The 18,188-nt window shown below is 64.7% G+C and carries 21 protein-coding genes; 6 read left to right on the forward strand and 15 right to left on the reverse strand.

The features are described from left to right. Nucleotides 1-100 precede the first annotated feature (100 nt). From cobA to ACYQ8E_RS11210, 6 genes are all read right to left on the reverse strand, one after another. Nucleotides 101-1,618 carry a uroporphyrinogen-III C-methyltransferase gene (gene cobA / locus ACYQ8E_RS11185; RefSeq protein ID WP_082820421.1) on the reverse strand — a complete coding sequence of 506 codons (1,518 nt, stop codon included), beginning with the start codon at nt 1,616-1,618 and terminating at the stop codon, nt 101-103. 76 nt (nt 1,619-1,694) lie between these two features. Beyond that, entirely contained in the window at nt 1,695-2,657 is a 963-nt protein-coding gene (gene hemC / locus ACYQ8E_RS11190) for a hydroxymethylbilane synthase (RefSeq protein WP_066729190.1), read from the reverse strand. 62 nt (nt 2,658-2,719) lie between these two features. Further along, a complete protein-coding gene (gene hemA / locus ACYQ8E_RS11195; protein ID WP_066729192.1) occupies nt 2,720-4,033 on the reverse strand; it encodes a glutamyl-tRNA reductase in 1,314 nt (437 codons plus the stop codon). Nucleotides 4,034-4,060: 27 nt separating this feature from the next. Further along, complete coding sequence (gene ccsB / locus ACYQ8E_RS11200; RefSeq protein ID WP_066729193.1) at nt 4,061-4,897, reverse strand: c-type cytochrome biogenesis protein CcsB; 837 nt, start codon at nt 4,895-4,897, stop codon at nt 4,061-4,063. Next, nucleotides 4,894-5,550 carry a precorrin-2 dehydrogenase/sirohydrochlorin ferrochelatase family protein gene (locus tag ACYQ8E_RS11205; RefSeq protein ID WP_066729195.1) on the reverse strand — a complete coding sequence of 219 codons (657 nt, stop codon included), beginning with the start codon at nt 5,548-5,550 and terminating at the stop codon, nt 4,894-4,896. The genes ccsB and ACYQ8E_RS11205 overlap by 4 nt, the downstream gene beginning before the upstream one ends. A gap of 45 nt (nt 5,551-5,595) precedes the next feature. Further along, nucleotides 5,596-6,171, reverse strand: coding sequence for an SIS domain-containing protein (locus ACYQ8E_RS11210; protein WP_066729198.1), 576 nt, complete (start codon nt 6,169-6,171; stop codon nt 5,596-5,598). 166 nt (nt 6,172-6,337) lie between these two features. Between ACYQ8E_RS11210 and trxA the strand changes: the two genes are divergently transcribed. Next, nucleotides 6,338-6,667 carry a thioredoxin TrxA gene (trxA, locus tag ACYQ8E_RS11215; protein WP_066729199.1) on the forward strand — a complete coding sequence of 110 codons (330 nt, stop codon included), beginning with the start codon at nt 6,338-6,340 and terminating at the stop codon, nt 6,665-6,667. A gap of 148 nt (nt 6,668-6,815) precedes the next feature. Here trxA and yjgA read toward each other — a convergent pair whose 3' ends face one another. From yjgA to dapF, 6 genes are all read right to left on the reverse strand, one after another. Continuing rightward, nucleotides 6,816-7,313, reverse strand: a complete 498-nt coding sequence (yjgA, locus tag ACYQ8E_RS11220) for a ribosome biogenesis factor YjgA (RefSeq protein ID WP_066729201.1) — start codon at nt 7,311-7,313, stop codon at nt 6,816-6,818. A gap of 28 nt (nt 7,314-7,341) precedes the next feature. Further along, a complete protein-coding gene (gene dtd / locus ACYQ8E_RS11225; RefSeq protein ID WP_459860998.1) occupies nt 7,342-7,791 on the reverse strand; it encodes a D-aminoacyl-tRNA deacylase in 450 nt (149 codons plus the stop codon). Between the two features lie 219 nt (nt 7,792-8,010). Further along, nucleotides 8,011-8,862 (reverse strand): deoxyribonuclease IV, encoded by an 852-nt coding sequence (locus ACYQ8E_RS11230; protein WP_459860999.1) that lies wholly within the window; start codon nt 8,860-8,862, stop codon nt 8,011-8,013. A gap of 28 nt (nt 8,863-8,890) precedes the next feature. Beyond that, nucleotides 8,891-9,526: a pyrimidine 5'-nucleotidase gene (locus ACYQ8E_RS11235; protein ID WP_459861001.1), complete on the reverse strand. Its 636-nt coding sequence runs from the start codon at nt 9,524-9,526 to the stop codon at nt 8,891-8,893. Next, on the reverse strand, nt 9,526-9,945 hold the full coding sequence (locus ACYQ8E_RS11240; RefSeq protein WP_459861002.1) for an HIT family protein: 420 nt from the start codon (nt 9,943-9,945) through the stop codon (nt 9,526-9,528). The genes ACYQ8E_RS11235 and ACYQ8E_RS11240 overlap by 1 nt, the downstream gene beginning before the upstream one ends. After that, on the reverse strand, nt 9,942-10,778 hold the full coding sequence (gene dapF, locus ACYQ8E_RS11245) for a diaminopimelate epimerase (protein WP_459861004.1): 837 nt from the start codon (nt 10,776-10,778) through the stop codon (nt 9,942-9,944). Before dapF ends, ACYQ8E_RS11240 begins: the two co-directional genes overlap by 4 nt. Before the next feature lie 162 nt (nt 10,779-10,940). Here dapF and ACYQ8E_RS11250 point away from each other — a divergent pair, with 162 nt between their 5' ends. Beyond that, nucleotides 10,941-11,162 (forward strand): hypothetical protein, encoded by a 222-nt coding sequence (locus ACYQ8E_RS11250; protein WP_459861006.1) that lies wholly within the window; start codon nt 10,941-10,943, stop codon nt 11,160-11,162. Next, entirely contained in the window at nt 11,159-11,779 is a 621-nt protein-coding gene (locus ACYQ8E_RS11255) for a hydroxyacylglutathione hydrolase family protein (RefSeq protein WP_459861007.1), read from the forward strand. The genes ACYQ8E_RS11250 and ACYQ8E_RS11255 overlap by 4 nt, the downstream gene beginning before the upstream one ends. Here ACYQ8E_RS11255 and ACYQ8E_RS11260 read toward each other — a convergent pair. Genes ACYQ8E_RS11260 through prmA form a run of 3 tightly spaced genes read right to left on the reverse strand, consistent with a single transcriptional unit; the run spans nt 11,776 to nt 14,773 of the window. After that, the gene (locus ACYQ8E_RS11260; RefSeq protein ID WP_459861009.1) at nt 11,776-13,068 is read right to left on the reverse strand and encodes an RDD family protein; all 1,293 of its coding nucleotides are present in this window, start codon (nt 13,066-13,068) and stop codon (nt 11,776-11,778) included. The two genes, ACYQ8E_RS11255 and ACYQ8E_RS11260, sit on opposite strands and share 4 nt — an antisense overlap. After that, complete coding sequence (locus tag ACYQ8E_RS11265; RefSeq protein ID WP_459861011.1) at nt 13,065-13,847, reverse strand: 16S rRNA (uracil(1498)-N(3))-methyltransferase; 783 nt, start codon at nt 13,845-13,847, stop codon at nt 13,065-13,067. Before ACYQ8E_RS11265 ends, ACYQ8E_RS11260 begins: the two co-directional genes overlap by 4 nt. Continuing rightward, entirely contained in the window at nt 13,847-14,773 is a 927-nt protein-coding gene (gene prmA, locus ACYQ8E_RS11270; RefSeq protein WP_459861014.1) for a 50S ribosomal protein L11 methyltransferase, read from the reverse strand. Before prmA ends, ACYQ8E_RS11265 begins: the two co-directional genes overlap by 1 nt. Before the next feature lie 250 nt (nt 14,774-15,023). On the opposite strand from prmA, the gene ACYQ8E_RS11275 reads away from it, so the two are divergent. The 3 genes from ACYQ8E_RS11275 (at nt 15,024) to ACYQ8E_RS11285 (ending at nt 18,067) form a co-directional block, all read left to right on the forward strand. Then, nucleotides 15,024-15,830, forward strand: coding sequence for a pyruvate, water dikinase regulatory protein (locus ACYQ8E_RS11275; RefSeq protein WP_459861017.1), 807 nt, complete (start codon nt 15,024-15,026; stop codon nt 15,828-15,830). 74 nt (nt 15,831-15,904) lie between these two features. After that, the gene (locus ACYQ8E_RS11280; RefSeq protein ID WP_459861019.1) at nt 15,905-16,579 is read left to right on the forward strand and encodes a response regulator; all 675 of its coding nucleotides are present in this window, start codon (nt 15,905-15,907) and stop codon (nt 16,577-16,579) included. A gap of 45 nt (nt 16,580-16,624) precedes the next feature. After that, complete coding sequence (locus tag ACYQ8E_RS11285) at nt 16,625-18,067, forward strand: heavy metal sensor histidine kinase (protein WP_459861021.1); 1,443 nt, start codon at nt 16,625-16,627, stop codon at nt 18,065-18,067. Nucleotides 18,068-18,188 lie beyond the last annotated feature (121 nt).

Below are 18,188 nucleotides of genomic sequence, written 5' to 3' on the forward strand. Positions count from 1 at the left end.
GCGATGGCGCGCGGGACCGGCAAAACCACCTTTCGGTTGGAGGTTTCCAGGAGATCCGGCCCCCAAAGGGGGCAAACGAGGGAAGTTAGACGGGTGGTTGTTACCCGGCGAAATACCGGACGATTGCGGCGGTGAGAGCGGTGAGAGTGTACTCGGCGGGTTCGATGGCGACCTCCAGCCCGAGCTTGCGGCAGCTCCGGGCGGTGATCGGACCGATAGCGGCAACGGGGACGCCGGCGAGGAGGGTGGCGAAACCCTCGGCGCCGAGGATCCGGGCGAGGTTCTCGACGGTGGAGGAGGCGGTGAAGGTGACGCAGTCGATTTCGCCGGCTGCGAGGGCGGCGAGCGCTGCGGGAGGGAGTTCAGCGGGGAGGATGTTGCAATAAGCGATCGGCGCCACCACTTCGGCGCCGAGGGCGGTCAGGCCCTGAGGAATCACCTCGCGGGCCTTGTCGGCGCGGGGGAAGAGGATGCGCTGGCCTTGCAGCTGCTGGTCGGTAAAGGCTTTCACCACTCCTTCGGCCTTGTAGTCGGCCGGGATGAGATCAGGACGAATGCCATGGTCGCGAATCGACGCCGCGGTCTTCGGACCGACGGCGCAGACCCGGCAGCCGCCCAGGACACGGGCATCGAGGTTCAGCGTCTGCAGGCGGGCGAAGAAAAACTGTACCGCATTGACGGAAGTGAGTACCAGCCAGTCAAAGCTGGCGAGCCGTGCGATGGCGGCATCCAGCTCGGCAAAATCGGCGGGCGGCACCAGTTGAATGGTGGGGCATTCGACCACCAGCGCGCCCTGGCCTTGGAGCTGGGCTGAGAACTCGCCGGCCTGGTCGGCACTGCGCGTGACCAGCACCCGCTTGCCGAAGAGCGGCCGGTTGTCGAACCAGCGCAGCGATTGGCGCAGGTTGACCACCGCGCCGACAATGATGATCGCCGGCGGCCTGAAGCCGCGTTCCTGAACCCGCTGCGCAATATCGGCGAGGGTGCCGGTGAGGGTCTCCTGACGGGGCGTGGTCGCCCAGCGCACCACCGCCACCGGGGTCTGCGGCGCGCGGCCGTGGGCCACCAGCTCGCGGGCGATCAGCCCCAGGTTGGCCATCCCCATGTAGAAAACCAGGGTACCGACGCCGGTGGCGAGCTTCTCCCAGTCGAGGCTGGAGAACTTCTTGGCCGGGTCCTCGTGGCCGGTGACCAGACCGAGGCTGGTGGTGAAGTCGCGGTGGGTCAAGGGGATGCCGGCATAGGCAGCGGCGGCGAAAGCGGCGGTAACGCCGGGGACGACTTCGAAGGGAATCCCCTGCTGCTGCAGGTGGAGGGCTTCCTCGCCGCCGCGACCAAAGAGGTAGGGATCGCCCCCCTTGAGGCGGGCGACGACCTTGCCGGCAGTGGCGAGCTCGGCGAGAAGAAGATTGATCTCCGTCTGCGGGCGATGATGGCAGCCGGCACTCTTGCCGACATAGATGTGCTCGGCGGCGGGCGCCTCGGCGAGAAGCGCCGGGTTGGCGAGGTAATCGTAGACCACTACCTCGGCGCGGCGCAGGCAATCGCGGCCGCGCACGGTGATCAGCCCCGGATCGCCGGGACCGGCGCCGATGAGATAGACGATGCCTGGTTTCAAATCACGCCATCCTGGGCGAAGCGACAGGGGGACGGCGCAGCGTCCCCCCGGCAGTCAGCGATCATTGGAGCGGGGGTCAGACGTCTTCCCGCGTGACGTTGAAGGTTTCGTGCTGGTAGACCTCGTTGAGAATCTTGCCGGCCCCTAGGATCAGCAGGTCGTCGCCGAGGGAGGCGCCGAGCTGCTCGCACTCCGCGACCGGCCCGCTGACACTCTTCTTCAGGCACTGGACGCCGTCGCAGTCGGCGACCAGGCCGGTGAGGGTCAGGATGCCGCCGGCGACGGTGCCATGGCAGGCGATGGGGACCTGGCAGCCCCCTTCGAGGCGGCGCAGAAAAGCGCGCTCGCCGCGCACCGCCCAGTCGGTCTCGGGATGGTTGAAGAAATCGATCAGGGCGTTGGTTTCACTGTCGGCGACGCGGCTTTCGATGCCGAGGGCGCCCTGGCCGATGGCCGGGATCGAGACGTCGACCGGCAGGTACTCGCCGATCCGGCCGTCGAAGCCGAGGCGGTGCATGCCGGCGGCGGCGAGGATGACCGCATCGAGGTTCTCCTCGGTGAGCTTGCGGATGCGGGTCTCGACGTTGCCGCGGATGTCGACCATCTGCAGGTCGGGACGGAGGTGCAGCAGCTGGGCCTTGCGGCGCAGGGCGCTGGTGCCGATGCGCGCCCCCTGCGGCAGGTCGCGCCAGGAGCTGACGCCGGGGCGCAGGATGACAATGTCGCGCACATCCTCGCGCTCGGTGATGCAGCGCAGCGCCAGCCCTTCGGGGAAGAGGGTCGGTACGTCCTTCATCGAGTGGACCGAGATGTCGGTCTCGCCGCGCAACATCGCCTCCTGCAGCTCCTTGGTGAAGAGCCCCTTGCCACCGACCATCGCCAGCGGCACGTCGAGAATCTTGTCCCCTTGGGTCTTGATCTTGGTCAGCGTGACCTCAAGCTCGGGGTAGTGTTTTTCCAGTTCACTCTTGACCCAGTTAGCCTGCCACAGGGCAAGCTGGCTGGCGCGGGTACCGATACGTAACTGTTTCTTGGCCATGGTCAGCAATGACTCCTTGTCATACGGTATCAGGATGGATTTCGTCCAAAGGTTGGAGAGTCTTATTCCCCGACCTTGTCGTCGAGACAGGCGATCTCCCCTTCCGGGGGCGGCAGCTCGAGGTCGAAGAGGACCCGCACGGCATCGACGTAACTGTCGCCCGCGGGATCGTTCTGGGATTGTTTCAGCAGCATCATCGGCCGGTGCAAGACCTTGTTGACGATCGCCGCGGTGAGCGCTTCGATCGACTTGCGCTCCTTTTCGCCGAGCTCCTTGAGGTTGCCGAAGGTCTTCTCCAGTTCGGCGCGGCGGACCTCTTCGAGCTTCTTGCGCAGGGCGACGATGGTCGGCACCACGTCGAGGGTGGAGAGCCACTTAAAGAAGCTGCCGAGCTCCTGCTCGATGATCCCTTCCGCCTTCTTCGCTTCCTTGTGGCGCTCCTTGAGGTTGGCCTGCACCACTCCCTGCAGGTCATCGACATCGTAAAGGTAGACGTTATCGATGTCGTTGACGCGCGGATCGATGTCCCGCGGCACGGCGATGTCGATGAAGAACATCGGCTTGTAGCGGCGCCGTTTGATGACCTCCTCGATCGTCTTGTGGCCGAGAATGAAGTTGGGCGCTCCGGTGGAGGTGAGGACGATGTCGACCTGCGGCAGATGTTCGACGAAGTTCTCGAACAGGATCGGCTTGCCGCCGAACTCGTCGGCGAGTTTCTGCGCCCGTTCGAAGGTCCGGTTGGTAACGTGAACGCTGGCGACGCCGTTGTTGATGAAGTGGCGGGCCGCCAGCTCGCACATCTCGCCGGCGCCGATCAGCAGGACGGTCTTGTCGGCGAGGGAGTCGAAGATCTTGCGCGCCAGCTCGACGGCGGCAAAGGAGACCGAGACCGCGTTGCTGGCGATTTCGGTCTCGGTGCGCACCCGCTTGGCGACGGAGAAGGCTTTGTGCAGCAGGCGGTTGAGGATCAGGCCGGCGGTTTTGAACTCGCTGGCATAGCCGTAGGCGGTCTTGATCTGGCCGAGAATCTGCGGCTCGCCGATCACCATCGAGTCGAGGCTGGAGGCGACCCGGAAGATGTGCTGAATCGCCGCCTCCCCCTGGTAGTCGTAAAGGTGCGATTCCAGTTGCTCCATGGTCAGGCCATGAAAATCGGCCATGAAGCGGCGCAGCTGGCCGACACCGGCCTCGGCATCGCGGCTCACGGCGTAGATTTCCACCCGGTTGCAGGTCGAAACGATCAGCCCCTCGCTGATCCCGGGGAGCCCGGCGACCTGCCGCAACGGCTTTTCCATGGCGGTCGGGGCGAAGGCGACCCGCTCGCGGATTTCGACGGGGGCGGTCTTGTGACTGAGCCCGACAACGATGATATTCATACTGCCAATCCGTTCAGAACCGGGAGGTCAACGGCCTTCCAACGCCTTGAAGCTGTGTTCGGCGGAGAGAAACCAGTTGACGCCCAGGAAGGAGAAGAGCAGACAGAGAAAACCGATAATGGCAAAGATGGCGGCCCGCCGGCCGCGCCAGCCGACGGTGAGCCGGCCGTGCAGCAGGGCGGCGTAGAAGAACCAGGTGATCAGCGCCCAGGTCTCCTTCGGATCCCAGCGCCAGTAGCCGCCCCAGGCCGAGTTGGCCCAGATCGCCCCGGAGATGATCCCCATCGTCATCAGCGGAAAGCCGAAGGTCAGGCACTTATAGTTGATCGAGTCGAGGGTCTGCAGGGACGGCAGGCGGTGGTAGAGGGTGGAAAATTTCTTGCTCTTGAGCATCCGTTCCTGCAACAGGTAGAGCACGCCCGCCACCGCCGCCACGGCAAAGATCGCATCGCCGAGAAAGGCGAGGGTGACATGAACCGGGAACCACCAGGAATCGAGCATCGGGTTGAGCTCGCGGGCGGCCTTGGGCGCCGCGCTGCCGACGATCATCAATGCCAGCGCCAGGGGGCAGGAAAAAGCGCCGAGGACGGTCAGGCGGTAACGCAGGTCGAAAACCAGGAAGACCGCCACCACCGCCCAGGCAAAAAAGGAGAGCGCCTCGTAGAGGTTCGACGCCGGGGTATAGCCGGTGGCAACGAAACGGGAGACGAGGGTCGCGCAGTGGAGAACGAAGCCCCCGGTCAGTACCCAGCGGGCGATCTTACCGGCCGTTTCCCGGCGCCAGATGACATCGACCAGGTAAAGAACGGTGGCGGCAAAATAGAGCAGCAGCGTGATCTTGAAAAGCAGAACGTTGACGCTCATGGTTTCCCTTTCGGCAGACGAATTCCCAAGGTCTCCAGCGACTCCCCGACAATTTCACCGAGGAGGCGATCGGCGCCGGCAGCGTCGTTGGCGGCCAGCAGCCCGGGCAGGCCGCCGCGCAGAAGGCGGCGCAAAATCTCCCGATTATATTCGCCCTTGGGCGGCACTGTCAACCGCTTGCGCCGCAGGGCGCCCAACAGTTCCAGCACCTCTGCCCACTCTTCCCCGAACTGGCCGGCGAGCTCCTCCCTTAGCAGCGCGGCCAGAGCCGGGCTACCGCCGCCGGTCGCCACCGTCAGCGTCAGCGCGCCGCGCCGCAGCACCGCCGGCAGGGCGAAGTCCCCCTCGGCGGGGTCGTCGGCCCGGTTGACCAGGATCCGGGCCGCGCGGGCCTCGGCCACGACCGCCGCGTTCACCTGCGGGTCGTCGGTGGCGGCAAACGCGAGCAGGGCGCCGGCGAGATCGCCGTTGCGGTAGGGACGCGCCACCAGCTCCAGCGCCGGCGACAGAAGCTCCGGCAGCACCGTCGCCACCAGCCGCACCCGGGCGCCGGCGGCGAGCAACCCCTCGACCTTGCGCAGGCCGACGCGGCCGGCGCCGATAACGACGCAGAGTCGCTGCTGGAGATTGAGCTGGAGGGGATAATCGGGCATGGCCGCATCGGGGTTTGGCTTACCCGGCGGGCGTCGAAACCTTCGTCAGATGCCGAAGAGTTCGGCTTCCACCAGTTCGCAGAGAAGTTGTCCGAAGAAGAGTGCCGCTTCGGCAATCCGGGCCGGGGACTCGCTGGCAATCACAACCTGCTGATCGACCAGCTCCTCCTCGGGGGCGTTGCCCCGCGGGGCAATGACCACGGTGCCGCAGCCGGCCTGGCGGGCGGCCTGCAGCAGTTCGGTGAGCCCTTCGTCCCGCCCCCCATCGCCGAAGAGGAGCAGGATATCGTCGCCACCGACCAGCATGCGCAGCTGCCGCGCACCCGCTTGACGATGCAGGCCGTCCCGGGCGAGGGAGTGCAGCAGGGTCGGACTGGAGGCAAGGTTGAGCACCGGGAGCTGGGGGCGGTCGAAGGCGAGCCGGTGGAGAAAACGGTCAGCGACCAGTTCTGTCACCGCGGCCAGCGGGCCGCTGCCGTAGAGAAAAACGCGGCCGCTACGGTGGAAGGTGGCGACGATCCGCTCTGCCAGACCGACGACCGCAGCGGGATTGGTGAGGAAACTTTCTTTAAGGCAGGTCCCCAACTCGGCAATGGTCCGCTCGATTTTCTCCTGGTCCATGGAATCTCTCCCTACTCCCCCTGAATTTCCGGCATCATAGGGCGCTGCCCGGGTGCTGTCAAGGCGTTAACCGGGCAATTATGCCTTGCATTTTCCCGGGGCTGTTTTATCATTGATCTCTCAAAACCGAATTGATCCACCCCAATCCATCCCAAAGGAGAACCACATGGCGAGCGATAAAGTCGTGCAGCTGACCGACGACAGTTTTGAAAGCGACGTGATGAAATCCTCCACGCCGGTCCTGGTCGATTTCTGGGCCTCCTGGTGCGCCCCCTGCAAAGCGATCGGCCCGGTGATCGACAGCCTCGCCGACGAGTATGACGGCAAGGTCAAGGTCGCCAAGCTCAACGTCGACGAGAACCCGGCCACGCCCGGCAAGTACGGCGTCCGCGGCATCCCGACCCTGATCCTGTTCAAGGATGGCAAGATCGTCGACCAGGTAGTCGGCGCCGTCCCCAAAAACCAGCTCGAAGGGTTGATCAAGAAAGCCCTCTGAATCGAGTCTCTTTTGCGTCCTTCAAAATGCCCCGCTGGTCACCAGCGGGGCATTTTTATTTACATCGCATGCAGTTGGGAATTCCTGCCAGCTCCCGTCCCACTTTCGGAGCTGCTCCCCGGGTTCCCGCACCCCGCTGGACCAGCCCTTACTCCAGCGCGTCGGCGACCTCCCGCAGACGGCGAAAAATCTGCCGCGCCGCCGCCTTGTCGCCATTGCAGGCGCCGCGGGAAAGCTTGCCCAGCTCGCGGTGATCGAGTTCGGGGGCGCGCGTCTTCAACTCCGCCAGGGCGGCCTCGGCGGTGGCGGCAGCGCAGAGGCGGTCGCGCCAGGCCTCGACATGGTGAAAGACCTGCTGCTCCTGCCAGTGGCGTTCGCTCTGCCCGGCGAGGTGCTCCTGGATGGCGGCGGCCTCCTCGGGACGCTGGCGCAGCAGCACGGCCAGGTGCCTGACCTGGCGCTTGTGGGAGCCGTGCCCCTTGGTGCGGCGGGCGAGAGCCACCTCTTCGCTCAGCTCGGCACTCAGCTCCAGACCGGCAATGACGGCATCGGTCACCTCGGCGAGCTGGCCGGCCAGGGCCTCAATCTCCTTGGCGGCACGCTTGAGGGCCGACTTGCTCGGCCGGCTGTAATCGTCGTATTCCATCTCTTCTCCTGAAAAGCGGGTCTCGGCTCTAAAAACCCTTGCGGCTGTCGAGCAGCATCGTCACCGGCCCGTCATTGACCAGCTCCACCTGCATGTCGGCCTGGAAAACCCCGGTCGCCACCGTCACCCCGAGGGCGCGCAGCTGGGTGACGAAAAAGAGGTAGAGGCGGTTGGCTTCGTCCGGCGGCGCCGCGCCGGAGAAGCCGGGACGGCGTCCCTTGCGACAGTCGGCGTACAGGGTGAACTGGGAAACGACCAGGGCGGCGCCCCCCGACTCGGCGAGGGCAAGGTTCATCTTCCCCGCGCCGTCCTCGAAGATGCGCAGCGCCGCGCTCTTCTCCGCCAGGTAGCAGGCGTCGGCTTCCGCGTCCCCCTGGCCGACCCCGAGCAGGATCAGCAGCCCGGGGCCGATCGCGCCGACAATCTTGTTTTCGACCCGGACCCGGGCCTGGCTGACACGCTGCAGAACGGCTCGCATACTGGTGACTCTTTCGGGTAACACCCTGGCGAAAGCTTTTGCAAAAACAGGGCGAAGAACTTAAAGGCGGTTCGCGCGGATCAAATCTGATCACTTCGGATAAAATTCGGATTGGTCCAAGGCCTTGGATTTAATCCGAACCTGATCAGACTTTATCCGAAGTTATCCGCGCGAACCCGCTCTTCGATTTTGTCCTTAAATCCCCGCGGCCCGAACTGCTCAAACCTCTTCCCCTGCCAGCCGCCGCAGCAGCGCCAGGTTGCGCAGATCGAATTCGTTGTTGTCGCCGGGGGGCGTCTCGAGGATTTTCGGCACCGTCGCAAAGCGCGGGTCGCGCATCAGGCAGGCGAAGGCCTCCTCACCGATGCACCCCTGGCCGACATGCTCGTGACGATCGACCCGGGAACCGCAGGGTTTCTTGCTGTCGTTGAGATGGAAAAGGCGCAGCCGCTCGCAGCCGATGACGCGGTCGAATTCAGCCATCACCTGGCCATACCCCTCTTCGCTGGCGAGGTCGTAGCCGGCGGCAAAGACATGACAGGTGTCGAAACAGACGCCGAAGGGGTGCTGCGGCACCAGGTCGATGATGCGCGCCAGCTGCTCGAAGCGCCAGCCGAGGTGGCTCCCCATACCGGCGGTGGTCTCCAGCAGCACCTGCACCCCGGCCGGGGCGGCGGCAAAGATGTCGCGAAAGGCGGTGGTGATGCGCTGCAGGCCGGCCTCCTCACCGCTCTGCAAGGCGGCGCCGGGGTGCATTACCAGCGCCTCGATGCCGAGCAGGGCGCAGCGCTCCAGTTCATCGAGAAAGGCAGCCTTTGACTGCTGCCACTTCGCCTCGTCCGACGCGGCGAGGTTGATCAGGTAGCTGTCGTGGGCGATCACCGGGCCGATCGGGCTCTGTTCCCGGTTGGCCCGGAAGGCCGCGGCGCTCTCGGCGGAGATCGGTTTGCCCTGCCATTGGCTGGCATTCTTGGTAAAGATCTGAATCGCCCGGCAGCCGATCGCCTCGCCGCGGGCGAAGGCATGTTCGACGCCGCCGCTGATCGAGACGTGGACTCCCAGTGGTTGCATCTTTTCACTCCCGGTGAAGGTTTGCTAACTACAGCCAGGAGGTGACCAGTTGTGCGGCCTGGCTGGCCGTCGCGACCTGGTGATCGACCACGGCGGCGTTGGCGGAGCGCTGCGCGACCAGCACCGTGGTCATGCCGAGCTGCTTGGCGGTGGCGAGGTTGGCGAGGGAGTCCTCGACCATCACACAGTCCCCGGCAGCGAGGCCGAGCTGCCGTAAGACGCCATGATAGGGGTCGGGGTTGGGCTTCGGCTGGTAGTTGGCGATACGGATATCGAAAATCTCCTCGAAGCTCTCCGCCAGGCCGAGGGCGGCGAGGACCCGCTCGGCGTGCCCGCGGGAGCCGTTGGTAAAGACAAAACGCCGCAGCGGCAGCCGCTGCAGACTGCTGCACAGCAGCGGGTCCGGTTGCAGCCGGGTGGAGACATCGACATCGTGAACGTAATCGAGGTAATCTTCGGGATCGACGTCGTAGTGGCGGATCAGCCCCTGCAAGGTCGCCCCGTAGGTTTTCCAGTAATGGCGGCGCAGGCCATCGACTTCGGCACGAGGGATGGCGACGACCTCCAGCATGTACCGGTTGATCCGCTGGTCGATCAGGGCGAAGAGATCGCGCTCCGGGGCGTAGAGGGTATTGTCGAGATCGAAGAGGACCGCGGCCACCATCAGACACCTGCCAGGGCGGCGCGCAGCTGCTCGACGCGCCGCCGACATTCGGGCCCGCTCAGGAGCCGCTCCTGGTGGGGTTCGCTCCAGATCGGCCGCGGCCAGAGGGGATCGTCGGCAAAGCGCGGCACCAGATGCCAGTGCATGTGCGGCACCATGTTGCCGAGCAGTTCGTAGTTGATCTTGGTCGGCTGAAAGAGTCGGAACAGGGCTGCCGCGACCCGGTTGACCTCTTCCATCACCCCCTGCCGGACCGCCCGCTCGAGGTGAAAGAGTTCGGTGACATGCTCGCGGGTGAAGACGAAGCAGTAGCCGGGAAAGAACTGGTCGCGGTTGAGGGTGACGTAGCAGTGTTCCAGTTCGGCAATTCGCAGCTCGGCTTCCGCGGCCCACTTGCCGCACATCGGACAGTTCGTCATTGGGGCGCATACTCCCCGGTAAAGACCTCGACGGCCGGGCCGGTCATGAAGACCTCCTCCCCCTGCCATTCCAGTTCGAGGACGCCGCCGCGCAGGTGGTTGCGCACCACGCGTTCGGTGCGCCCGGTGAGGACCCCGGCGACGGTCACCGCCGCGGCGCCGGTACCGCAGGCGAGGGTCTCGCCGGCCCCCCGCTCCCAGGTGCGCTGACGAACCTCCCCGGGGGCGAGAACCTCGACGAACTCGACATTGGTCCGCCGCGGGAAGAGGGGATGCTTTTCGATCGCCGGCCCATACTCCGCCACCGGGAATTCGTCGACCCGGTCGACGAAGATGACGCAGTGCGGGTTCCCCATCGAGACGCAGGTCATCTGCAGGGTGCGGTCGAGTACGGTGAGGCTCTCATCGATCACCTGCGCCTGCGGCGACCCGGTCATCGGGATTTCGGCCCGGGTCAGCCGCGGCCGGCCCATCGCCACCCGCACCCGCTCGACCTTGCCGGCGGCATTGGTGAAGAGCTGCAGCTGCTTGATGCCGTCTCCGGTTTCGACGCTGATGGCATCCTTGGCCACCAGGCCATGGTCGCGGGCGAACTTGGCGACACAGCGCACACCGTTGCCGCACATCTCAGCCTCGCTGCCGTCGGCATTGAACATGCGCATGCGCAGGTCGGCGTGGCTTGAGGGGAGAATCAGGATCAGGCCATCGCTGCCGACCCCGAAGTGGCGATCGCTGATCGCCCGGGCCAGGGCCGCGGGATCGGACACCGTCGTTTCGAAGCCGTTGACATAGACGTAATCGTTGCCGGCGCCGTGCATCTTGACGAACTTCATTTCGCCGTTTCCCTTTCCGAACCTGCGAATTCCTAACCGCGGGACTCATTATAGGCCGGCAGCCGCTTGCGGGCAACCGTCATCCTGCGCCGTATGCCGTATTGACCCCCCTGCGGCGCTCACGTATCATGAGATAAATTTCCGACAAGAGGAGCAGCAAGGATGGCTTTTTTCCTGAAGACCAAACTCTGGCAGACCGGATCCCTCGACTGGTGGGGCTTCATCGACGGCGAGGATGTCTATCTCGGCAGTCGCGAATTCCCCAACCCGCCCGAGGAGGGGGATGAGTGGACCGTGAAGCAGACCGGGGATATCTTCCGCATCGTCGAGGGGGAGATCCGCAAGATCGGCAACCAGCCGCCGGTCGTCCCGGAGTGGCTGTGAGCGCCCGGCTCGAGATTCTGCAACTGGCGGCGGGGGAGATGAAAAACTTCTCCTACCTGGTCTACTGCCCGCAGAGCCGCCGCGGCATCGGCGTCGATCCCTCCTTTGCCCCGGAGGTGATGCTGCAGGCGGCGCAGGAACGGGGCATCACCCTTGAAGTTTTGGTCAACACCCACGGGCATCGGGACCACTGCGCCGGCAATGCCATCATCCTCGCCGCCACCGGCGCCAGCCTCGCCGGCCATCCCCTCGATGTGCCAGCGGCGGAACTGGCCCTCGGGGAAGGGAGCGAACTCACCGTCGGCCAGGGGCGGGTCGCAGTGCTGCATACCCCGGGGCATACCCCGGGCTCCCTGACCCTGAACCCGCCCGGCGCCCTGATCACCGGGGACACCCTCTTCGTCACCGCCGTCGGCCGTGCCGATCTGGCCGGCAGCGATCCGGAGGCCCTCTACCGAAGCCTGCGCCGGCTCGCCGCCTTCCCGGCCGCCACCCTGGTCTACCCGGGACACGATTACGGCCCGCGGCCGGTCTCGAGCATCGGCTTTGAAACCGCCCACAACCCCTACCTGCAAGCCCCCGACCTGCAGAGCTTTCTCACCCTGCGCTGCGGCTAGCCCCCTTCAGACCGTTCCGGCGGCGTCCTTTCTATCCTTATCTCCGGAGCCTGATTCCCCAGGGAGACGACCCGGGTTCCCGCCAGACGGTCGTTCCAGCCGCGGCTGTCACCAGCGAAAAGAATCGAAGCATAACCGAGGCCACCGAGGCAGAGGGCCAGCAAACCACCGGCACTGCGCAAAAAGGCCTGGGAGGGGGAAAGAGCGGTTCCGGCCAGGCTTTCCACCCCGATGGCAAAGAGCATCTTGCCGGGGGTCTGGCCGAGCAGGAGATGAAAACCGGTGAAGTACCCGAAACAGGCGAGAAACAGGAGGAGGAAGTAGGGCGTCGAGGAGCGCAGCAGCAGCTCCAGATCCGGGAAGAAACCGGCTTGCTGGGGCCCGAGCAGGCGCTGGCCCAGCAACAGGAAGATGGCGGCAATCCCTCCCAGCAGGAGCAGGTCGGCGAGGAGCGCCCCCAGTCTCTGGACCAGGGGCGCTGGCGGCAGGGTTTCATCTGCTTCGGAAAATGGCTCAGGCTCGGCCGGAACCACCGGGGTTTCGTCCTGGAGGCTCCAGGAATCAGCAGTTTCACCCCCCTCCGTCAGCGGCTGGAGGAGGGTCAAGTCTTCTGCCGCGGCGGGCAGGACCGCCACGGGTTCACCCACTTCCCACCAGGAATCAGCCTGCTCGGCAAGGGGTTGGCCGCTGGTTTCTCCGGGAGCCTGCCTGGCCAGGGCGGGCTCCCGATCATCAAAAGGGTCGGGGGGCTCCTTGTCGCCGGCAGACTTTTTGGCGGCCGGCTCCTCTTCCCCCAGTTCATCCCAGGACGGAAGGTCCAGATCGCTTTCAAGCAGTTCCGTTGCGTCGTCACCCTCCTCAAAAGCAAGCGCGCTCGGGTCGTCGAAGCTGGAGAGGTCCTCGTCCGCCGCGAAGAGCTCCGATTCTCCCGCGGAGTCGAGGTCGAAATCCTCCGGGGGGGTAATCGTCCCGCCGGCCACCGACTCCTCTTCGGTGTCCAGAAAGAGCGCTTCCTCGCTGGTGGTGTCGGCGACTGCCGGCGCCTGAACCTCCTCGTCCATGAAGCCAAACCCGAAATCGGTGGCATCAGAGGCCTCGGTCATCAGCGCCTCTTCCGGCGTCGCGGCCTCCTCGGGCAGGATCGGGGTATCTCCCCCCGAGCGCCCCTGCCCGGGGAAGAGCAGACTGCGCAAGCCGTGCTTGGCCTTGAAGGCGGCCAGGTCGCCCCCGCATTTTTTGCAGCTGTCCAGATAATCAAAACTGGTAAAGCCGCATTTGGGACATTTCATAGCGCTTCTCCTCCTGCGTTCATCGCCCGGGATCCCTCTCCCGGGCTCCTTAGCCCCAGGTCCCCGTAAACATACTGCAGTATCGCGGCAACGGCAAATCCCGCCGTTTCACTGCGCAGAATCCGGGGACCAAATTTTACCGGGACAAACCCCGCCGCCAGGGCGCGGTCCACTTCTGCCGGGGCGAACCCCCCTTCCGGCCCGACCAGAATCGTCGCCGCAGATGGCCGCAACGTTTCCAGCAAGCCCGCCAGTGGCCGGCTCTCCTCCTCCCAGAGCAGGAGCCGCAGGCCATCGCCAACCGCGGCCAGGGCGTTCGCTAGGGTAACGGGCGGCGCAACCTCGGGGATGAGGGGCCGGCGGCACTGGCGCGCCGCCTCGCACACAATTTTGCGCCAGCGCAGCAACCGGTTTTCCTCCCGTGACGGTCCGGGCCGCGGCACCGACCGGCCGGTCAGGACCGGGACGAAACGGGAGATGCCAAGCTCGGTCCCCTTCTGCAGCACCAGGTCGAACTTGTCCCCCTTCGGCAGAGCTTGCAACAATTGCACCGGAAAGGGGTGCTCTGTGACCCGCCGTCGGGCCAGGACCAGCGCTTCACCCTGGTGACGCCCGAGAGCAAGGACCCGGCAATGGCAGATTTCCCCTGTGCCGTCCAGCAGTTCCAGTTCATCCCCGGGGCGCACTCGCAGCACCTTGGCGAGATGATGGAGCACATCTCCGGAGAGGAGGACGCGGTCGGCGGCAAGCTGCTCGGGGTCGACAAAGAACCGGTGCATCAGCCGCTCCGGCGATAGACCAGGCAGGACCAGTCTTCGCGCCGGAAGATTTCCGGTCCGACCAGCGGGAAGGCCGCAAATGCCTGGCTGACCAGTTCCTCCTTTTCGATCAGGATGCCGGAAAGGACGAGGGTTGCCCCGGCGCGCAGGCGGCTCACCAGTTGAGGGGCAAGGCGGACATTCTCCTCGGCAAGGATATTGGCCAGGACCAGGTCGAATTCTCCCTCCAGCACCTCAAGGGGAGCGTCGGTCACCTCCACTCGCTTCTGCAGATGATTGTTGCGAATGTTTTCCGTGGCCACCCGGCAGGACTCGGGCTCGATATCGCAGGCCAGCACCCGGTCGGCGCCAAGCGCCGCGGCGGCGATGGCCAGGATACCGGAGCCGGTGCCGACGTCCAGCACTCGCCGGGGCGGGGCCGCGCCGGCAAACCGGGAGGCGAGGGCTTCAAGGCAGAGCCGGGTGGTACCATGGGTGCCGGTGCCGAAGGCCATCCCCGGGTCAAGGACAACGACAACCTCGTCGCCCCTCGGTGCATAGGCCTCCCAGCTCGGGCGAATTACCAGACGGCGGCCGATCCGGACCACCGGGAAGTGCTGTTTCCACCCCTCCGCCCAGTCTTCATTACGAACCTCGGCAACCTCCGGGAGAGCGGGCTCCAGCCCCGGCACCAGAGGGGCCAGCCAGCGGAGCCGGTCGCGAACCGTCTCCCGCAGCGCCTCGACACTTTCCCCGGAGAGGGCAAAGTAGGCGCGGATACGCACCGGTCCGACCAGGGGCTCGTCCGGATCCGGAGCGACAAAGGTATCGAGCCGCCGTTCTTCGACGGTAATGCCGCAGGATCCGAGTTCACCGAGTTCGGCACAGACCAGATCGACGGCGGCGGCAGGAAGATGAATGTGGATTTCGCACCAGGAGTCCGGCATGCCCACTGTTTAGCAGAGCCGTCGGCCCAAAAGCAACAAAAACCTTGACAAGTCCCGGGGGAACCGCGTTAGATTTCTAATGAAGAAACAACTAACGAGTAATATTATTTACCATACAGGACACCCCGACCGCCCCGACTTGGAAAAATTGTCGCGGAAATGGGCTTGACGGTGCTGGCCGTCAGAAATGGGGCTTGATTTTAATGAATAAATTGCTACTATTCCTGACAGTATTCTCATGAGGAGCACCATGGCCGGCCAGCAGCAGATATTTCTTTTGTCCGATGCCACCGGTGAAACCGCAGAAAAAATGGTCACTGCCGCCCTGACCCAGTTTCGGCAGAAGAATGTTCGCCAGCGCCGCATCAGCCATGTCCGCACCAAAACGGACATCTACGAGGCCCTGGATGAGGCGCTGAAAGAGCAGGGACTGGTGATCTACACCATCGTCAACCGGGAACTGGCCCAGCTGGTTCATGCCGAGTGCAGCTCTCTCGGTCTGCCATCCCTCGATTTGTTGACACCGCTGCTGATGCGGCTGTCGGAGTTTTTCGGCCGCGAGGCGGGGGAGACCCCGGGGCTGCTGCACGGGGTCGACGAGGCCTATTTCCGCCGGGTCGAAGCTGTCGAGTTCACCGTCAAGCATGATGACGGCCAGGAGACCCGCAACCTGCCCAAGGCGGACATCGTGCTGGTCGGAATCTCCCGCACCAGCAAGACCCCCCTTTCGATGTACCTGGCGCACCGCGGCTACCGCGTCGCCAACGTGCCGCTGGTCAAGGGGATCGCGCCGCCGGCCGAACTCGCCGAAGTCGACCCGAAGCGGGTCGCCGGCCTGGTTCTCGATCCCCAGCGGCTGGTCGAACTTCGTGCCGCACGGCTGCGCAATCTCGGCCAGGATCCGCGAACCGCCTATGCGGACTACGAACATGTGGAAGAGGAACTGCGCTATGCACGCAGCATCTTCCGCCGCAACCCCTGGGTCGTCATCGACGTCACCGGCAAGGCGGTGGAAGAGACCGCCAACGAAGTGCTGGTCAAACTCAACCTGATATAGCCCGGCGGCGGGCGCCGGCGGGCGGAAATTCTGCTCTCACGCACTTGCAACCAAACGGACAAAGGAGATTGGACATGCACATTCTGGTCGTGGAAGATGAGAAGAAGGTCGCCAGCTTCATCAAGCGTGGGCTGGAAGAGGAGAAGTACACCGTCGACCTGGCGGCGGACGGCGAAGAAGGGTTGGCAATGGGAACGGCCAAGCCCTACGACCTGATCCTGATGGACCTGATGCTGCCAAAGATGGACGGCCTCACCGTCATCCGCGAACTGCGGCAAAAGGGGATCCACACCCCGGTCCTCTGCCTGACCGCCAAGGATACCGTCGACGACATCGTCTCCGGCCTCGATTCGGGGAGCGACGACTACCTGACCAAGCCCTTTGCCTTCGCCGAACTGCTCGCCCGGGTCCGGGCGCTGGTGCGCCGGGGCACCAAGGACCGCGGCGCGGAAATCCATTTCGCCGACCTGCGCCTCGACCCGGTGGCGCACAAGGTCTGGCGCGGCAGCCGGGAAGTCGAACTCACCGCCAAGGAGTATGCCCTGCTCGAATACCTGATGCGCAACCCGAATCAGGTATTGACCCGCACCATGATCGCCGAGCATGTCTGGGACTACACCTTTGACTCCTTCACCAACATCATCGACGTCTACGTCAATTACCTGCGCAAGAAGATCGACAAGGATTTCGACAAGCGCCTGATCCATACGGTCCGCGGCGTCGGCTATGTTCTCAAGGAAGAGGAATAGGCCTCCGGAGACCGGTTCTAAATTTACCCGAACAGGACTGAACTCTTGTTTTTACGCACGATCCGCTTTCGCCTTACCCTCTGGTATGCCTTGTCGCTGGCCGTCGTCCTGCTGACCAGCGGTCTGTTCTGGTATTACTATCTATCCCGCAGCCTGCTGGGGCACGTGGACGAACGCCTGCTCAGCGTGGCCCAGGACGTGGTCGGCTTTCTTAATCAGGAAACGCCCGCTGGCAGCGACCAGCTTGACTGCCTGGCCCTGGAAAAGTTCGTCCGCCGCCACAGCTGGGCGGGCTTTGTCCAGATTCAGGACGACAACGGTACCAGGCTCTGCTCCTCCGGCAACCTCACCGGGGTCCCGCTGCCGATCAGCAAAAGTGCCCTCCTCCTATTTCGTCAGGGGCGGGACAGTTATGAGACGGTGCGCACCGAGGCTCCGGCACTGGAACTGCGGCTGTTGACCCATCCCGGTCGTCGCGAGGGGGAGCCGCCGCAACTGATCCAGGTGGCGGAAAGCCTCGATCCGGTGCGGCACTCGCTGGATGATTTGCGCCTGCTGCTGCTGACCTTCAGCCCACTGGCCCTGCTCGCCCTTTCCTTCGGCGGCTGGTTTCTCGCCAGCCGCGCCCTGGCGCCGGTCAGCCGCATCACCCGCGCGGCCCAGAACATCCATGCCCGCAACCTCAGCGAGCAGCTGCCGGTCAACAAGAATGGCGATGAAATCACCCGCCTCGCTGAAACCTTCAACGCCATGCTCGCCCGGCTCGAGGAAGCCTTCCGCAAGACCCGCCAATTCTCCGCCGATGCCTCCCATGAACTGCGTACTCCCTTGACGATCCTCAAGGGGGAGACCGAGGTGGCCCTGCGCTGGGCCAAGACCCCCGAAGAATTCCACGATATCCTCATCTCCAACCTCGAAGAGATCGACCGCATGGGACGGATGATCGAGGACCTGCTCACCCTGGCCAAGAGCGATGCCGGGGAACTCCCCCCCGACCTGCACCGCTTCAGCCTCAGCGACACCCTGCAGCACCTCTACCTGCAGACCAGGGTCCTCGGCGAGGCGAACGGGGTGGAGATTCTCCTCAACCCGGAAGTCACCGAGGAAATCCACCTGGTTGGCGATGAACTGCGCCTGCGTCAGGTCTTTCTCAACCTGATCGCCAATGCGGTCAAATATACTCCGGCGGGGGGGCGGATCGAGATCATCCTCAATGTCGAAGGAGACGAGGCGGTGGTCAGTGTCAAGGATACCGGGATCGGCATTGCCGCCGACCATCTCCCCTTGATCTTCGACCGCTTCTACCGCATCGACAAGGCCCGCAATCGCAAGGATGGCGGCTCCGGCCTTGGCCTGGCGATTGCCAAATCGGTCGTGGAAGCCCACCAGGGGAAAATCGAGGTAACCTCGGCGCCCGGCGCCGGCAGCACCTTCCGGGTCCGGCTGCCGCTCGATGGCGGCAGCGGCTCGAATCCCGACCAGGGCTGACGGCCGCCGCCGAAACGCTCCGCTCTGCCCGAACCAAAAGCAGGAACCCGCGTCCGGGGAGGCAATCCGGACGCGGGTTCCTGCTTTCACGGGGGAGGTAGGAAGGGAGCGCGTCCAGCCT

This window comes from Desulfuromonas carbonis, from assembly GCF_054658035.1.

Coding starts and splice junctions, on each gene's coding strand:
- hemC (WP_066729190.1), bottom strand. CDS start 2,657: ATGGCCAAGAAACAGTTACGTATCGGTACCCGCGCCAGCCAGCTTGCC.
- hemA (WP_066729192.1), bottom strand. CDS start 4,033: ATGAATATCATCGTTGTCGGGCTCAGTCACAAGACCGCCCCCGTCGAA.
- ccsB (WP_066729193.1), bottom strand. CDS start 4,897: ATGAGCGTCAACGTTCTGCTTTTCAAGATCACGCTGCTGCTCTATTTT.
- ACYQ8E_RS11205 (WP_066729195.1), bottom strand. CDS start 5,550: ATGCCCGATTATCCCCTCCAGCTCAATCTCCAGCAGCGACTCTGCGTC.
- ACYQ8E_RS11210 (WP_066729198.1), bottom strand. CDS start 6,171: ATGGACCAGGAGAAAATCGAGCGGACCATTGCCGAGTTGGGGACCTGC.
- trxA (WP_066729199.1), top strand. CDS start 6,338: ATGGCGAGCGATAAAGTCGTGCAGCTGACCGACGACAGTTTTGAAAGC.
- yjgA (WP_066729201.1), bottom strand. CDS start 7,313: ATGGAATACGACGATTACAGCCGGCCGAGCAAGTCGGCCCTCAAGCGT.
- dtd (WP_459860998.1), bottom strand. CDS start 7,791: ATGCGAGCCGTTCTGCAGCGTGTCAGCCAGGCCCGGGTCCGGGTCGAA.
- ACYQ8E_RS11230 (WP_459860999.1), bottom strand. CDS start 8,862: ATGCAACCACTGGGAGTCCACGTCTCGATCAGCGGCGGCGTCGAACAT.
- ACYQ8E_RS11235 (WP_459861001.1), bottom strand. CDS start 9,526: ATGGTGGCCGCGGTCCTCTTCGATCTCGACAATACCCTCTACGCCCCG.
- ACYQ8E_RS11240 (WP_459861002.1), bottom strand. CDS start 9,945: ATGACGAACTGTCCGATGTGCGGCAAGTGGGCCGCGGAAGCCGAGCTG.
- dapF (WP_459861004.1), bottom strand. CDS start 10,778: ATGAAGTTCGTCAAGATGCACGGCGCCGGCAACGATTACGTCTATGTC.
- ACYQ8E_RS11250 (WP_459861006.1), top strand. CDS start 10,941: ATGGCTTTTTTCCTGAAGACCAAACTCTGGCAGACCGGATCCCTCGAC.
- ACYQ8E_RS11260 (WP_459861009.1), bottom strand. CDS start 13,068: ATGAAATGTCCCAAATGCGGCTTTACCAGTTTTGATTATCTGGACAGC.
- ACYQ8E_RS11265 (WP_459861011.1), bottom strand. CDS start 13,847: ATGCACCGGTTCTTTGTCGACCCCGAGCAGCTTGCCGCCGACCGCGTC.
- prmA (WP_459861014.1), bottom strand. CDS start 14,773: ATGCCGGACTCCTGGTGCGAAATCCACATTCATCTTCCTGCCGCCGCC.
- ACYQ8E_RS11275 (WP_459861017.1), top strand. CDS start 15,024: ATGGCCGGCCAGCAGCAGATATTTCTTTTGTCCGATGCCACCGGTGAA.
- ACYQ8E_RS11280 (WP_459861019.1), top strand. CDS start 15,905: ATGCACATTCTGGTCGTGGAAGATGAGAAGAAGGTCGCCAGCTTCATC.